Here is a 15,417-nt window from a genome sequence, read left to right as displayed (position 1 = left end):
GCCAGGCCCTAGAGCCTAATGCCAGTCAGTTAAGCTGACTGGCATTTTTTATTGGATATCTGGATCGTGGCGGTTTGACCGTTCGTGGGTAGGCTCGCGTTCGTCGTTCTGGAAGAAGATATGAGCGTGCTTGCTGATGTAACAAGGCCAGACGTTTAGGGAAGGTGCCCGGAGTCTGCAAAGGCCAGTGATACAAGGCCGTGGTAATCGCCAGTGCCAGCCATTGAAAGCTCAGGCGCTGGGGCGGCACCTGCAGTTCGCTGGCCATCTGGCCGATTTCATGACGCAGCAGGTTATAGGCGATGAGCATGCCCCACACTTCCTGGCGTATCAGTTCCGGCAGTTTGCTGCGCAACGTAGCTGCGTTTTTCTGCATGCCCTGTTTGATCTCCCTGAATCCCAACTCGATTTCCCAGCGCTGCATATAGTACGCGGCGATCTCGCGCGCGGGGAAGCGGTGAGCGTCGCACAAGGATGTCAGGAACTGGCGTGGCTTCCCACCGACCATGCATTTGATGAGCCGGGCCTGCCAATGGGAGGGCAAGTCTGGACGCTCCTTCCGTGCCTGCGGCGAGACCGGCATGCGGACCAGGAAGTCATCCGGTGCAAACTGGTGCTCCACTTCATATCGCAATGGAGTTTTCGCTCGCATAAGCCAATGCCTTTGCTGTCCAGCCTGCTGCCAGTCGAGCAGGAAGGCAGCAGAGAAATACGCACGATCGAAAATCGTCAGTGAGTCGTCCTGTACGGCATGCATGACCGATCTCGCAAGGCCGAGCTCACTGGTGCGGTAACCGCCGAACTCGGCGGCATGGACTAAGTGGTTGAATAAGTCCATGAGGCAGACCACGCGAAGCTGTGGCCACGCTCCATTGGCCTTGTCGTTTGATGGCTTGCCGAAGTCCGCACAGTTCTGCGCCGTATCGGGAAGCGACCAGACTACGCCATCGACAGCGTAGCTGCGCAGTCCATGAAACAAACCTTGCCCTGGTACGGCTTGCTTACCCCAGCAGGCCGAGATGCGGTTGAACAGCCAAGCCATTGGCGCCGCCCCCAAGCTCTCACGGCCCGCCACTGCGGCACTTGGCACGGGTGTCTTTGCCACCGGACCATCTGCCAAATCGAGCTGCTGGACGATATGCCAGATCGGTTCATTGCGAAACAACGCCAAACCTATCACCAGCCACACCATGCGTTCGGCGGGCAAGCGCCGTCGGCGCAATGACACTGTCCCAGTCTGTTGCAGAGCTTCATCGATCCAAGCCGGATCGATCAGGCTGGCGAAGCGCTCGAACTCATGCGGCGCCAGCTCCGCCGCATAGTCCAGGTCAAGTTGGAGAGCCATAATAAAAAACGGATTCATGTTTGAACATGAATCCGTTTAGCTCAAGCCGCCGGCAGGTCAATGCCTTAAGTGACAGGCATTAGGCCCTAGAGCCTGGCTTTTTCGATTAATCAGACAGCGACCAGTGGCACGCGGTCAGTGTGTAATGCCTTCGCGTCGCGCTACTTTGATGAAGGTGAGGAACATCACTTTTGCATCGAAAACCAGTGACTGCATTCGCAGGTAGTCCACATCCAGTCTTACCTTTTCCGGAATCGGCAACTCATCTCGGCCGTTGATTTGTGCCCAGCCAGTCAGGCCCGGGCGGATCGTGTGCACGCCATGTTCGGTACGTAGTTCAATCAGGTTCTGCTGGTTGAACAGGGCAGGGCGCGGCCCGACGATGCTCATGTCGCCAGTGAGAATGCACCACAACTGGGGAAGCTCATCCAGGCTGGTACGACGCAGAAAGCCGCCGACGGGCGTCAGGTACTGGTCCGGGTCGGTCAGGAGATGGGTAGCGACCACGGGCGTGTCGGTACGCATCGTGCGCAGCTTCGGCATCGCAAATATACGGTTTTCCCGGCCGACGCGATTGGACCAATACAGGACGGGGCCCTTGGACGTCAACTTGACGACCAGCGCCAGGACAATCAGCAGGGGAAGAAAGACGACCGACGCCAGCAATGCCAACAGAAAATCAACTGCACGTTTCATTTAATACTCGACCTTTTCTCTAAACAGTAATCAGGCACGCGCCTCTTCAAGGAGCGGATCGCACTCGTCTGCGCCGCTGCGTTCCTTGTGCTTTTTCCAGAGGTGGTCATCGATGTCCGACGACGGCGTAAATTCAGGAACAATCTTGCGCAGCTGGGTGCGGATCAGGTCGTGGTCTGCGAGATTGCAGGCCTCATCCAGATGCTTCAGCATGATTTCCAGGAAAGGCCATGCGATTTCGGCTTCCTGGGCGCGCATGATCAGGGGGTGCTCGGTCCCGCTGACATTGTCACCAATGAGCAGTTCTTCATAAAGCTTCTCGCCCGGCCTCAGGCCGACATACTGGATCGCAATGCCGGATTCGGAGGAAGCCGAGCGTACTTCGTTGCCGCTCAGGTAAATCATCTTTTTGGCCAGGTCCGCGATCTTCACCGGCTCACCCATATCGAGCACGAACACATCACCACCCTTGCCCATCGAACCAGCCTGGATGACGAGTTGGGCCGCTTCCGGGATCGTCATGAAATAGCGCGTGATCTCCGGATGGGTGAGCGTGACAGGTCCGCCCGCTGCGATCTGCCGGCGGAACAAGGGCACAACGGAACCCGAAGAACCGAGGACGTTTCCGAATCGAACCATGCAGAAGCGTGTGCTGCTGTGCTGGCGGGAGAATGCCTGCAGGATGAGCTCGGCAAGGCGTTTGGTCGAACCCATCACGTTGGTAGGACGAACAGCCTTGTCGGTCGAAACAAGGACGAAGTACTTGACCTTGGCCTCGACGGCAGCACGGGCAAAGTTGAGCGTGCCGAAAACGTTGTTGCGGATGCCTTCGACAGGATTCTGTTCAACCAGTGGTACGTGCTTGTAGGCGGCAGCGTGGTAGACGGTGTCGATCTCGAATTGACGGAAAATCTCGCAAGACTTCTTGTAATCCAATACGGAGCCCATGAAGGGAACAAGCTCGATGTCATAGCCGTTCGCGGCGCACACGGAACGCAGTTCCTGGTCGATGGCATAGAGGGCGTACTCAGTCAGCTCGATCATCACCAGCCTGCGCGGTGCGAGCTTGACGATCTGGCGGCACAGTTCGGAACCGATCGATCCTCCTGCGCCGCTCACGGCCACGCTCTTGCCGGTGATGCACACCGACAACAGGGCGTTGTTCGGCGCCACCGGGTCGCGGCTGAGAAGGTCTTCGATTTCGATCTGGCGCACGTCTTCGACACGCGACATGCCTTTGACCAGGTTCTTCATCGGCGGGGTGACCTTGATCTTGACCTTCAGAGGAGTAAGGCCGTCAATGATGCGCTTCTGTTCCGCGCTGGTCAGTGAGGGCATCGCCAGCAGCACCGCGCCTACCTCATGTTGCTGAACAAGCTCTTCGATACGCTTGGGGGAATGTACCTTGATACCGGCGATCGTTGCTCGGTGCAATTGTGGATTGTCGTCGATAAATGCCACCGGCAAGTATTCCCGCCCAGGAAGCAGGGCGTTTGCCAGTGCCACGCCCGCGTTGCCTGCGCCGTAAATTACGACATTAACGCGCTGGTTGGCACGACGATCACCCACGAAAAATCCGCGGGCCGTGAAACGGCTTACCAGCAGATATAGAACGAGGTTCGCGGCAAAAATCAGGAACGGCGTGGCAGAGAAGTTATTTTCCAGAACAAAGCCGGCGAGCCCAACCAGAACCAATACCGTGATCATGGCGCCTTTGACGACCGTCATCACAATCTGGTGATCGATATACCTGATAATCGCCCGGTATAAACCGATACGAGCATAAATCGGAATCGAGACAAATGGAGCAGCCAGAATCAACCAAAAATAATTGACTACTTCCGGTGATTGAAGCGTATTAAAATGCAGTGCCAAAGCCACCAAAAAGATAAGTGGAACGAAAACAAGGTCGGCAGCGGCTGCGACGATTTGCTTTTGGCGACGGGGTAGCTCTAAAAATCTGTTTTTCATGTTTGAAGCAAATTGGATTTCGTATCCGGGACGTCGTCGAAGTTCCGAGAAATATTTCCCCGGACGAAGAGGGCTCTTATCACTCTTTCGTTGAGATCCGGAGTATTCCTTGGGGGAGGCGCGATTCTCACCGTTTGTAACGGTCGCGTGGGCCGGTTCATATATTGAACGGCGTAACGTTGCATCCGCTCAATGATACTTTATTGACGCGGAAAAATACACGTCACTGTAGGAAAATTCCCCCTAACGAGGGGGCGACATTTTCGTCCCAGACGCCCTCTCGTTCAGCGTTGATTCGCCTGGCATACGCTGCTGTGCAACTCTACCGGCACGAGCGAAATGTTACATGTCAATTAATGCACAGCGCATGAAAAGTAGACTTTAATGCAAGTAATTTAGTAGGAAAAATCCTAAGAGAGTGTTGCGTCAACGCATCACATCAGGATCGCGATGTTGTTGGATTAGAATGAAATAGTGCTTGCGCGCATCCAAACTTCACTGTTGGCGGCATCGATGCCTGTCCAGTAGGGTGCTGCTTCCCTCAGGTCGCTGACAAGAGTTGTTGGCTACCAAGGGTTGACCTGATAAACTCTTCCGTTTGCATCTGCTGCCTGTCCATTTCTCGGATGGGGAACGATGCATTTTGCCGGATCCCCTAATGCTCGACATTGCTTTTAAACGCTCTTTCAAACTCTCTTTATGCAGTTCGCTCGTGCTGGGCGCGGTGAATGCATGGGGAGCGACTCCCTCGGTAATGGGGCAGTCGGGTTATGTCAATATGCCGAGTGCCTGGGTTGAGCGCGACGGGACAATTACTGCGGGCTACGGTTATGATAGTCCTTATGGTGGTACATGGGTTACGGCTACAGTCCTGCCGTTTCTTCAGGTGACCGGACGCTATGTATCTGTGACAGGTGTTCCGGCGTTCGCAAATGCAGATCCAGAATATGGCAAGAAATATGGCCGTTATAAAGACAAGGTAGTCGACGCGAAGCTCAATCTTTGGCAAGAGTCGTCATGGTTGCCAGCGCTCTCGATTGGCGCAACCGATTTATTGGGTACCCAGCTCTTCAAAGGAAAATATTTCGCGGCCTCCAAGACGTTTGGCGCTGCCCGGAATATCGAAGCTACCATCGGTTTCGGCGGAACCCGCCCGAGCGGCGTCTTCGCCGGCGCGCGCTGGGCGCCCCTGTCCGCGCCGGGGTGGGCACTGGTGGCCGAGTATGATGCGAACGACTACACGAGCGACTTCCGGGCCGAGGCGACGGGCGCGGCGACACGAAAAAAAGGTCCTGCCGTAGGGGTGGAATATCGATGGGGTTGGCTAGGCGCCCAAGTCGCGCGGCATCGCGACCACTTCAGCGCCAACGCTTACATCAGCATCCCGTTCTCCGAACGCGAATTCATCCCGAAGCTGTACGAGCCGGCGCCGTTCAACCCGAAAACCGCGCCGGCCCGTGTTTCGCTCGATCAGTGGCGGCAAAGCGGCGTCCATGGCGCCGGACTGGCACAAGCCCTGGCCAAGCAGGATTTCAAGAACGTCCGCGTCGAACTCGATGGAGCAAGCCTCAAACTCACGCTGACCAATAACCGGATCTCGAATATGGGCCGCGCGGTAGGCCGTGCCGCACGTACTGCGCTGGCGTTCGCGCCGGAGGGCACGCGCTCGATCCATGTGACGTACACCAAGCTCGAGCAACCGATCGCTACCTACGAGTTCATCGACCTGCCGCGCCTGACCGACTATCTGACCGGGCTTACAGGCCGCGAATCCTTCCTGCAGAGCGTGGTGGTGCGTTATTCGACTCCGGCTGACAGGCCCGGTGGCGACCAGGACGGCTTGCTGGCCGCAGTCATGGAGGAAGGCAATGGCTTGGCTGTACAAGTGGGACATGACGGCAACATGGTCCAGGTGGTTTCGGAAGACCGTGAGGCGAACCGTTTCAAGGTCGTGCCGAAGATCGGCTTCTTCTTCAACGATCCGAGCGGCGCCTTGCGTTACGAAGTCGCCGCGGCTGCCAATTATGACAAGCGCCTGGCGGAAGGCACCTACCTGAACAGTGCATTCAGGCTGAACATCCTCGAAAACGTTTCGGGTGTCACCCAGCCGTCGAACAGCTTGCTGCCCCACGTCCGCACCGACATTGCCGAGTACAAGCGGGGTGGGCGCTTCAAGCTCAATCGACTGCTGGTCAATAAATACATGACGCTCGATGAGCGCGTATACGTGCGCGCGTCTGCCGGTTTCTATGAAGAGATGTATCGCGGCGTCGGTGGCCAGATCCTCTACTTGCCGAAAGATAGCCGCTGGGCCGTGGACCTGAGTGTGGACGCCTTGCAGCAGCGTGGCTTCAAGGGCTGGTTCGACAAGCGTGACTACAGTACCGTGACAGCCCTGGGCTCCCTGCATTACAGGCTCCCGTATGACGTTACCGCGACCGCGCGGGCGGGGCGCTTCCTCGCCAAGGACGACGGCGTGCGGGTGGAGTTCAAACGCCGTTTCCAGTCGGGTACCGAAATCGGCGTCTGGTACACTAGGACAAATGGCAAGGACATCACCAATCCCGGCTCGCCTGCCAATCCGTACAACGATAAAGGCGTGTTCCTGTCGGTGCCGCTGAACATCATGTTGCCGATGGATTCCCAGGCAACAGCGGGCATGGCGATTGCGCCCTGGACGCGCGACGTCGGCCAGATGGTGGCCAGTCCGGGCGACCTGTACGACATCATGGAGCAGCCGCGCCGCGACCTGACGACCTATGATGGCCTGGGCAACTTCGCCGAGCGCCGCGACGAACAGGGCCTCGCTGCGGTGAATCCGCCAGTACGTGCAATGGCGAGCCCATGGCCGGCCTTCCGCTGGCGCCTCGAACAGGCGGCATCAGCTACCCCGACGCTGCCGCAATGGGCCAATGGGACGATGCTTGCCGGCGGAGCGATCCTGGGCAGCGCCTTGCTGGACAAGCCCGTCGACCGCTTCATGAAGAAGCATGCCGGTTCGCGCGTCACGGAAGCCTGGGATAAGGCCGGAAAGGCAATGCCTGCAGTATTGGTTGGCGCGGCCGCCGGTGCGGTGGCGTTCGGCGATGCACGGATGCAGAATATCGGCATTATCTCTCTGGAGTCTGTCGTCGGCAGCGCCGCACTGTCCATGGCGACTAAGCGCCTGGTCGGCCGTGCGCGTCCGCAAGAAGAGCAGGGGCGGTGGAGCAGGGCGTCGAAACGCTCGGATTCGTCTTTCCCATCAAACCACAGCGCAGTGGCATTTGCTGCCGTAACGCCGTTCGCCCAGGAATATGATGCGCCATGGCTGTACGGCCTTGCCGCCGCGAGCTCGCTTGGTCGTAGCGCCGGGCGCCAACACTGGGTGTCGGACGTGGTTGCCGGTGGCGTGATCGGCTATGCCGTGGGCAGCTGGCTATGGCAGGCGCAGCGCGACAACCCGCGTTCGCACTTCGCTGTCAGTCCAGGACCGAAGTCGCTCAGTGTGGCATGGAGCGGCAGCTATTGACGTCTATTGATGCATATTCCCGACGTTACCACCGAAAATCGCTTACCCCATCGTAAAGATTTTCAGTCTGGAAGTGCGCAGTTATTTACAATTGTCGTGTTTTCCGTATACCAGCGTGTTCGATATCGGACGAACAAGGCCGCTTACCGAGACGCTTTCGCAGCTATTTGGAGTATTCTCATATGATCTTAACGACCGGCGGTGCCGGGTTTATCGGCAGTAATTTCGTGCTCGACTGGTTCACGGTTTCCGACGAAGCAGTCGTCAACCTCGACAAGTTGACCTATGCAGGCAACCTGGAGAACCTGGCCAGCCTGCGCGACAATCCGAACCATATCTTTGTCCAGGGCGATATCGGCGACGTCGGCCTGCTTCGGCAACTGCTGAAGGAGCATCGGCCGCGCGCGGTCGTGAACTTCGCCGCTGAAAGTCATGTCGACCGAAGCATCCACGGCCCGGAAGACTTCATCCAGACGAATATCGTCGGCACCTTCCACCTGCTGGAAGCGGTGCGCGAATACTGGGGCAGCCTGCCTGAGCAGGAAAAGGCGGCATTCCGGTTCCTGCACGTGTCAACCGATGAGGTTTATGGCTCGCTCGGCAAGGACGATCCCGCGTTCAGCGAAACCAACCGCTACGAGCCCAACAGCCCGTATTCGGCGAGTAAGGCGGCTAGCGATCACCTGGTGCGTGCCTATCACCATACCTATGGCTTGCCGGTGCTGACGACGAACTGTTCAAATAACTACGGCCCGTATCATTTCCCGGAAAAGCTGATTCCGCTGTGCATCCAGAATGCGCTGGGCGGCAAACCGTTGCCGATCTATGGCGACGGACAGCAGATCCGTGACTGGCTGTACGTCAAAGACCACTGCTCTGCCATCCGCCGGGTGCTCGAAGCGGGCAAGCTTGGCGAGGTCTACAACGTGGGCGGCTGGAACGAAAAGGCTAATCTCGAAGTCGTTGGCACCTTGTGCGATATTCTTGATGAACTTAGCCCGCGCGCCGACGGCGCGTCGTACAAGACCCAGATCACCTTCGTGACGGACCGTCCCGGCCATGACCGCCGCTACGCGATCGATGCCACCAAGCTTGAACGTGAACTTGGATGGAAACCGGCAGAAACCTTTGAAACTGGCATCCGCAAGACCGTGCGCTGGTATCTCGACAATCAAGAGTGGGCAGGTAATGTGACTAGCGGCGCCTACCGCGAGTGGGTCGGCAAGCAGTACGGAGCATAAGTTGAAAATCCTCGTAACAGGCAGGAATGGTCAGGTCGGCTTCGAGTTACAACGTGCGCTGGCGCCATTGGGCGAAGTCGTTGCCGTCAACCATACAGACTGCAACCTAGCTGACGTCGAGGCAATCCGTGAACTGGTGCGGCGTGTCGCACCGGACGTCATTGTCAATCCGGCCGCCTACACCGCAGTGGACAAAGCCGAGGCCGATGGAGCCACGGCATTCGCCGTAAACTCCCGGGCACCCGGCGTTATTGGCGAAGAGGCCGCGCGCCTTGGCGCACTGGTCATACACTTTTCTACGGACTATGTGTTCAACGGCAGCAAGGATGGCAGCTATTCGGAAGACGACCAGCCCGACCCGCAAAGCGTCTACGGCAGCACCAAGTACGCGGGGGAGATGGCATTGGCCAGGGCCAATGCGCGCCACCTGATCATGCGCACCAGTTGGGTGGTGGGGGCGCACGGGGGCAATTTTGCAAAAACCATGCTGCGCCTCGCTGCCGAACGCGAGCAGCTGAACGTCGTGGCGGACCAGTTCGGCGCGCCGACCTCGGCAGCCGTGCTGGCTGACCTGACAGCCCACCTGGTACGGCAATACCAGCGCGAAGGCGCGGATGACTTCCCATACGGCACCTACCACGTTGCCGCATCGGGCGAAACCAGCTGGTGTGACTATGCACGCTTTGTGGTCGGTGAAGCCTTGGCCGCGGGCAAGGAGCTCAAGGCAAGGCCGGAGACAGTGATGCCGCTCACGACCGCGCAGTATCCGACTCTCGCCAAGCGGCCGGCCAATTCCAGGCTCGATACCAGCCGCTTCCGCACGACCTTTGGCCTGCGCCTCCCGCCATGGCAGGAAAGCGTCCGCCACGTCTTACAGCAAATTTTTTAAAAGATAATAATGTCCAATTCCAAACGCAAGGGAGTCATCCTCGCTGGAGGCTCCGGAACACGGCTTTATCCGGTGACCCAGGCTGTCAGTAAACAGCTGATGCCCGTGTATGACAAGCCAATGATTTACTACCCTCTCAGTACCTTGATGCTGAGCGGTATTCGCGACGTCCTAGTCATCAGCACACCGCACGATACCCCGCGCTTTGCGGAACTGCTCGGCGACGGCAGCCAGTGGGGCATGAATATTCAGTATGCAGTGCAGCCTTCGCCTGATGGCCTGGCGCAGGCATTCATCATTGGCCGAGACTTCATCGGCAACGATCCAAGTGCTTTGGTTCTGGGCGATAATATTTTTTACGGGCATGACCTCGTCAAGCAGCTGCACAGCGCTAACGAGCGTACCGATGGGGCCACGGTCTTTGCCTATCACGTTCATGATCCGGAACGCTATGGCGTGGTCGAGTTTGATGCCGAGCAGCGGGCCATCAGTATCGAGGAAAAGCCGAACGTACCGAAGTCGAACTATGCGGTAACCGGGTTGTATTTCTACGATAACAACGTGTGTAACGTCGCTGCCGACATCAAGCCATCTGCACGCGGTGAGTTGGAGATCACCGATGTGAACCAGTGCTACCTCGAGCGGGGAGCGCTGGATGTGGAAATCATGGGCAGGGGCTTCGCCTGGTTGGATACCGGCACCCACGACAGCCTGCTGGAAGCAGCGAGTTTCATTGCAACGTTGCAAAAGCGACAGGGCCTGCAAGTGGCTTGCCCAGAAGAAATCTCATTCCGTCAAGGCTGGATCAGCGCTGCTGACCTGCAGAAGCTGGCTTCGCCCTTGTCCAAGAACGGCTATGGCCGTTACCTGTTGAATCTCCTGAAGTAATTCGATATGCCTTATACCGTTACCCCAACCGCCATCTCCGACGTGCTGGTGTTAACCCCGAAAGTGTTTGGGGACGCGCGAGGCTTCTTCTTTGAGAGCTTTAATGCGCAAGACTTCCGAAAGCTCACGGGTTTGGAGGTTGACTTTGTACAAGACAACCACAGCAAGTCCGCGAGAGGTGTCTTGCGCGGCTTGCACTATCAGATCCAACATGCTCAGGGCAAGCTGGTGCGTGTAGTGCAAGGTGAGGTCTTCGACGTCGCGGTCGACTTGCGGAAATCCTCACCGACTTTCGGACAATGGGTAGGGAAAATCCTTAGTGCAGATAACCATTGCCAACTGTGGATTCCGCCAGGCTTTGCGCATGGGTTCGTCGTGTTGAGCGAGTCAGCGGAGTTCCTCTACAAGACAACGGATTATTGGTACCCAGAGCACGAGCGCAGCCTGCTGTGGAACGATCCGACTGTGGCTGTCGATTGGCCGATCGATTTTGCTCCCCAACTGGCGGCAAAGGATGCGGCGGGCCGCTCTTTCAAAGAGGCTGACTTGTTCGATTGAATGATCAATGCCTCAATATGAAAACGGCCGCAGATGCGGCCGTTTTTTTCGTTGGCAGAGCGCCGAAGGCACTCTTTCAGAACGATTAGTGGTGAGTCGTTGCCGAGTGGTTGGTGCTCGAGTCGCTGTCCGAAGCAGCAACGCCGACAGCAGCAACAGCTGCGCCGATGGCGACCAGGGTGGTGGTCGACAGGCCAGCCAGGGCGGTGCCGCCCAGCAGGCCGCCGGTGCTGGCGGTGCCAGCAGCAGCGCCGGTGCCGGCAGCGGTGGTGCCGGTTGCGGTGCCGGTTGCGGTGGTGCCGGTTGCGCCGGTGGTGCTGGTCGCCGGGGTGGTGGTGGTGCTCTGAGCGAGCACTGGGGTCGACAGCAGGCTCAGGATAGCGCTAGCAACGAGAAGCTTTTTCATGTTGGGTCCTTGATTTGTTCAAATTACAGAGGTGCAAGTGCATCAATTGCAAGCACATTATATTACTAAAACATTTCCCCTTATCAAAAAAGACGCGAGTAGGCGCCATATTTCGACAATGTAGCCACCGTATCGCACCTTTTGCAACATGTCCATGCGTCACGCATGGCACACATCCCAAAAGTGTCCTGCGCGTCTTTACGCGAGGAATGCGGGCGATTTCTTCCCTTATTCAAAGTATAGCCATGCAGCAATATCTGGGACAATGCTGCTTTGGTAGTAGTGCAGAGAGACGGGAAGAGTAGATGGCGGACGACAGCGACGCAGAAAAGACAGAACCAGCGTCACCCAGAAGACTGGAGAAAGCCCGCGAAGAAGGCGACGTCCCCCGCTCGCGCGAAATCGCCACGTTCACCGTCCTGATGACCGCCGGCGCCGGCCTGTGGATGACGGGCGGCTCGCTGATCGGCAAGCTGGAGCAGGCCATGCAGTCCGGCCTCTCGCTCAGCCGCGACCAGGTCTTCAACCCCAACGTCCTGATCGAACGCATCACCGCCGACCTTGTGGCCGTGATCATCGCCTGTCTGCCGCTCGCCGGCCTGATCATGCTCGTGGCCCTGGCCTCGCCGCTCCTGATCGGCGGCTGGAATTTCTCTTCCAAGGCCTTCGTGCCCAACTTCATGAAGCTGGACCCGATCAAGGGCATTGGCAACATGTTCTCCACCAATGCCCTGATCGAACTGCTGAAGGCCGTCGCCAAGACCCTGGTGGTCGGCGCCGTGGCCTGGGTGGTCATCATGAGCCAGAAGGATGCGCTGATCGGCCTGGCGGTCGAGCCGCTGGGCGCCGGCAGCGCCCACGTGGGCGAACTGGTGGCCAAGGCCTTCCTGTTCATCACCGGCGCGCTGGGCGTGATCGCCGCCATTGACGGTCCCTGGCAGCTGTGGCACTACCACGACAAGATGAAGATGACGCGCCAGGAAATGATCCAGGAGTCGAAGGAGTCGGACGGCAATCCGCAGATTAAGGGGAAGATTCGCCAGATGCAGCGCGAAATGGCGCGCGGCCGCATGATGCAGAATGTGCCCACTGCGGATGTGATCGTCACCAACCCGACCCACTACGCGGTGGCGCTGAAGTACGCCGACGGCCAGAAGGGCGCGCCGCGGGTGGTGGCCAAGGGTGTCGACGAGGTGGCGGCCAAGATCCGCGAACTCGGCGCCGAGCACAAGGTGACGATGCTGGAAGCCCCGGCCCTGGCCCGTGCGCTCTACAAGCACACCGACATCGACGAAGAAATCCCGGAAAAGCTGTTCTCGGCCGTGGCGGAAGTCCTCGCCTACGTCTACCAGCTGCGCGCCTACAAGAAGGGCGAGGGCATCTACCCGGATCGTCCGACCAGGCTGGCGGTGCCGGCAGAGATGGACCCGAACGACCCGGCCTACAAGGGACCGGGGGCAGCAAATACGGACCCGAATAACGGAGCATTGCACTAATGAACAGCGTCAAACTGCCGGCATGGACGAACGGGCTCGCGTCGCGCGGCGCCAGCGCGCTCGCCGCCCCGATCTTCATCGTCATCCTGCTGGCGATGATGATCCTGCCGCTGCCGGCCTTCGTGCTGGACGTGTTCTTCAGCTTTAACATCGCCCTGTCCGTCATCGTGCTCTTGACCGCGCTGTACACGGTCAAGCCGCTCGACTTCATGGCCTTCCCGGCCATCCTCCTGATTTCGACGATGCTGCGCCTGGCGCTCAACGTCGCCTCGACCCGTATTGTCCTGACCGAAGGCCATACCGGTGGCGCGGCCGCGGGCAAGGTGGTCGAGGCCTTCGGCCACTTCCTCATCGGCGGCAATTTCACGGTCGGTATCGTCGTCTTCATCATCCTGACGATCATTAACTTCACGGTCGTCACCAAGGGCGCTGGCCGTATCGCCGAAGTGGGCGCGCGCTTCGCCCTGGATGCGATGCCGGGCAAGCAGATGGCGATCGACGCCGACCTGAACGCCGGCCTGATCGGCGAAGCAGAAGCCCGCAAGCGCCGCAACGAAGTGGCGCAGGAAGCCGAGTTCTATGGCGCGATGGACGGTGCGTCCAAGTACGTGAAGGGCGACGCCGTGGCCGGCATCATGATCACCCTGATCAACGTCATCGGTGGCCTGATCATCGGCGTGGTGCAGCACGACCTGAGTTTCGGCGAGGCCGCCGAGGTGTACACCCTGCTGGCCATCGGTGACGGGCTGGTGGCCCAGATTCCTTCGCTGATCATCTCGATCGCGGCCGGTATGGTCGTCTCGCGCGTGGCCAACGAGGACGACATCAGCAGCCAGGTGACCAACCAGCTGTTCGCCCGTCCGGAAGCCCTGTACATCACCGGCGCCATCATCTTCGCGCTGGGCGTGATCCCGGGCATGCCGAACCTGGTGTTCCTGCTGCTGGGCAGCGCACTGTGCGGCGGCGGTTACCTGATCGCCAAGCGCAAGAAGGAGGCGCCGGCCAAGGAAGCGGCCGCCGCGGAAGCGGCGGCAACGGCTGCGGGCGGCGGCGCGGCCGCCACCCCTGCCGAATCGGAAGAGGCGACCTGGCAGGACGTCATGGCGGTCGACACCCTCGGCCTGGAAGTGGGCTACCGCCTGATTCCCCTGGTCGACAAGAGCCAGGGCGGCGAACTGCTCAAGCGCATCAAGGGCATCCGCAAGAAGTTCGCCCAGGAAGTCGGCTTCCTGGCGCCGCCGGTGCATATCCGCGACAACCTCGAACTGAAACCCTCGGCCTACCGCATCACGCTCAAGGGTGTGGAAGTGGGCACCGGCGAAGCGATCAACGGCCAGTTCCTGGCGATCAACCCGGGCATGGCCAGCGGCACGCTGCCGGGCCTGGTCACCACCGATCCGGCCTTCGGCCTGCCGGCCACCTGGATCGACGCCAGCCTGCGCGACGAGGCGCAGAGCCTGGGCTATACCGTGGTCGACGCCGGCACCGTGGTGGCGACTCACCTGAACCACCTGATCACGACCCACGCCTCGGAACTGCTGGGCCGCATGGAAGTCCAGGATCTGCTCGATCACCTGGCCAAGGGGGCGCCCAAGCTGGTCGAGGACCTGGTGCCGAAGGTGGTGTCGCTGTCGACCCTGCAGAAAGTGCTGCAGAACCTGCTGGTGGAAGGCGTGCACATCCGTGACATGCGCACCATCATCGAGTGCCTGTCGGAGTACGCGGGGCAGACCCAGGATCCGAACGAGCTGACCGCGATGGTGCGGGTGGCGCTGGGGCGGGCCATCGTGCAGCAGCTGTTCCCTGGCACGAATGAACTATCTGTGATGACCCTGGACAATCGCCTCGAGCGCCTGCTGATGCAGGCGATGGGGGCGGGCGGTGACGGCACCGGCATCGAGCCCGGCCTGGCCGACACCATCGCCCAGCAGGCGGCCAACGCCGCCGCCCAGCAGGAGCAGATGGGCCTGAGCCCGGTGCTGCTGGTGCCGGCCCCGCTGCGCGTGCTGCTGTCGCGCTTCCTGCGGCGTGCGGTGCCACAGCTGAAAGTGCTGTCGCATAACGAGATTCCGGAGACTAAGACGATCCGGGTGACCAGCCTGGTGGGCGTGCCGATGTAAGGAGGAGCGGGCCGGTCCGATGATCCAGCAAATCAGGTCACTATCGCTATTTCGTTCACTTGCTCGTAAGACCGTCATTCCCGCGAAGGCGGGAATCCAAGTTTGCTTGAATAGTTGTTAGCCTGACCTCGGATGAGAAATTGGATCCCGGCCTTCGCCGGGACGACGCTGGTTATCGGTGTGCATGAAGCAAATTGAGCGACGTTGGCAGCGCCGCGTAGCTATCCTTGGCATCATTTGTCGCCCGACGAATCTCTGCGCCAAACCTTCGCCTTTTGAAATAAGCGCTTTTCCCC

General features: G+C 59.2%; 11 protein-coding genes. 7 read left to right on the top strand and 4 right to left on the bottom strand.

What is annotated here, in order from left to right; all coding sequences use genetic code 11:
• Positions 1-25 precede the first annotated feature (25 nt).
• From YWC_RS0105555 to YWC_RS28425, 3 genes are all read right to left on the bottom strand, one after another.
• Entirely contained in the window at positions 26-1,363 is a 1,338-nt protein-coding gene (locus tag YWC_RS0105555) for an IS4 family transposase (RefSeq protein ID WP_084416317.1), read from the bottom strand.
• Between the two features lie 117 nt (positions 1,364-1,480).
• Positions 1,481-2,041 (bottom strand): sugar transferase, encoded by a 561-nt coding sequence (locus YWC_RS0105550; protein ID WP_027864478.1) that lies wholly within the window; start codon positions 2,039-2,041, stop codon positions 1,481-1,483.
• A gap of 30 nt (positions 2,042-2,071) precedes the next feature.
• Positions 2,072-4,012 (bottom strand): nucleoside-diphosphate sugar epimerase/dehydratase, encoded by a 1,941-nt coding sequence (locus YWC_RS28425; protein ID WP_036213131.1) that lies wholly within the window; start codon positions 4,010-4,012, stop codon positions 2,072-2,074.
• A gap of 658 nt (positions 4,013-4,670) precedes the next feature.
• On the opposite strand from YWC_RS28425, the gene YWC_RS0105540 reads away from it, so the two are divergent.
• From YWC_RS0105540 to rfbC, 5 genes are all read left to right on the top strand, one after another.
• Positions 4,671-7,523, top strand: a complete 2,853-nt coding sequence (locus tag YWC_RS0105540; RefSeq protein ID WP_229413013.1) for a YjbH domain-containing protein — start codon at positions 4,671-4,673, stop codon at positions 7,521-7,523.
• Positions 7,524-7,705: 182 nt separating this feature from the next.
• Positions 7,706-8,764 (top strand): dTDP-glucose 4,6-dehydratase, encoded by a 1,059-nt coding sequence (rfbB, locus tag YWC_RS0105535; protein ID WP_027864476.1) that lies wholly within the window; start codon positions 7,706-7,708, stop codon positions 8,762-8,764.
• 1 nt (position 8,765) lies between these two features.
• Entirely contained in the window at positions 8,766-9,653 is an 888-nt protein-coding gene (gene rfbD / locus YWC_RS0105530) for a dTDP-4-dehydrorhamnose reductase (RefSeq protein ID WP_027864475.1), read from the top strand.
• A 9-nt stretch (positions 9,654-9,662) separates the two neighbouring features.
• Positions 9,663-10,541 (top strand): glucose-1-phosphate thymidylyltransferase RfbA, encoded by an 879-nt coding sequence (rfbA, locus tag YWC_RS0105525; protein WP_027864474.1) that lies wholly within the window; start codon positions 9,663-9,665, stop codon positions 10,539-10,541.
• Between the two features lie 6 nt (positions 10,542-10,547).
• Positions 10,548-11,099, top strand: coding sequence for a dTDP-4-dehydrorhamnose 3,5-epimerase (gene rfbC / locus YWC_RS0105520; RefSeq protein WP_027864473.1), 552 nt, complete (start codon positions 10,548-10,550; stop codon positions 11,097-11,099).
• Between the two features lie 85 nt (positions 11,100-11,184).
• Here the strand turns inward: rfbC and YWC_RS0105515 are convergent, their stop codons facing one another.
• Positions 11,185-11,505, bottom strand: a complete 321-nt coding sequence (locus tag YWC_RS0105515) for a hypothetical protein (RefSeq protein WP_027864472.1) — start codon at positions 11,503-11,505, stop codon at positions 11,185-11,187.
• Positions 11,506-11,810: 305 nt separating this feature from the next.
• Here YWC_RS0105515 and flhB point away from each other — a divergent pair, with 305 nt between their 5' ends.
• On the top strand, positions 11,811-13,001 hold the full coding sequence (gene flhB, locus YWC_RS0105510) for a flagellar biosynthesis protein FlhB (protein WP_027864471.1): 1,191 nt from the start codon (positions 11,811-11,813) through the stop codon (positions 12,999-13,001).
• Positions 13,001-15,121 (top strand): flagellar biosynthesis protein FlhA, encoded by a 2,121-nt coding sequence (flhA, locus tag YWC_RS0105505; RefSeq protein ID WP_027864470.1) that lies wholly within the window; start codon positions 13,001-13,003, stop codon positions 15,119-15,121. The genes flhB and flhA overlap by 1 nt, the downstream gene beginning before the upstream one ends.
• Positions 15,122-15,417: the final 296 nt, after the last annotated feature.

Origin of the sequence: Massilia alkalitolerans DSM 17462 (assembly GCF_000427785.1) — a bacterium.
GTDB lineage: Bacteria > Pseudomonadota > Gammaproteobacteria > Burkholderiales > Burkholderiaceae_D > Telluria > Telluria alkalitolerans.
Note: the sequence above shows the minus strand (reverse complement) of the source record. Positions and strands in the feature narration are given on the sequence as shown.

Coding starts and splice junctions, on each gene's coding strand:
- YWC_RS0105555 (WP_084416317.1), bottom strand. CDS start 1,363: ATGAATCCGTTTTTTATTATGGCTCTCCAACTTGACCTGGACTATGCG.
- YWC_RS0105550 (WP_027864478.1), bottom strand. CDS start 2,041: ATGAAACGTGCAGTTGATTTTCTGTTGGCATTGCTGGCGTCGGTCGTC.
- YWC_RS28425 (WP_036213131.1), bottom strand. CDS start 4,012: ATGAAAAACAGATTTTTAGAGCTACCCCGTCGCCAAAAGCAAATCGTC.
- YWC_RS0105540 (WP_229413013.1), top strand. CDS start 4,671: ATGCTCGACATTGCTTTTAAACGCTCTTTCAAACTCTCTTTATGCAGT.
- rfbB (WP_027864476.1), top strand. CDS start 7,706: ATGATCTTAACGACCGGCGGTGCCGGGTTTATCGGCAGTAATTTCGTG.
- rfbA (WP_027864474.1), top strand. CDS start 9,663: ATGTCCAATTCCAAACGCAAGGGAGTCATCCTCGCTGGAGGCTCCGGA.
- rfbC (WP_027864473.1), top strand. CDS start 10,548: ATGCCTTATACCGTTACCCCAACCGCCATCTCCGACGTGCTGGTGTTA.
- YWC_RS0105515 (WP_027864472.1), bottom strand. CDS start 11,505: ATGAAAAAGCTTCTCGTTGCTAGCGCTATCCTGAGCCTGCTGTCGACC.
- flhB (WP_027864471.1), top strand. CDS start 11,811: ATGGCGGACGACAGCGACGCAGAAAAGACAGAACCAGCGTCACCCAGA.
- flhA (WP_027864470.1), top strand. CDS start 13,001: ATGAACAGCGTCAAACTGCCGGCATGGACGAACGGGCTCGCGTCGCGC.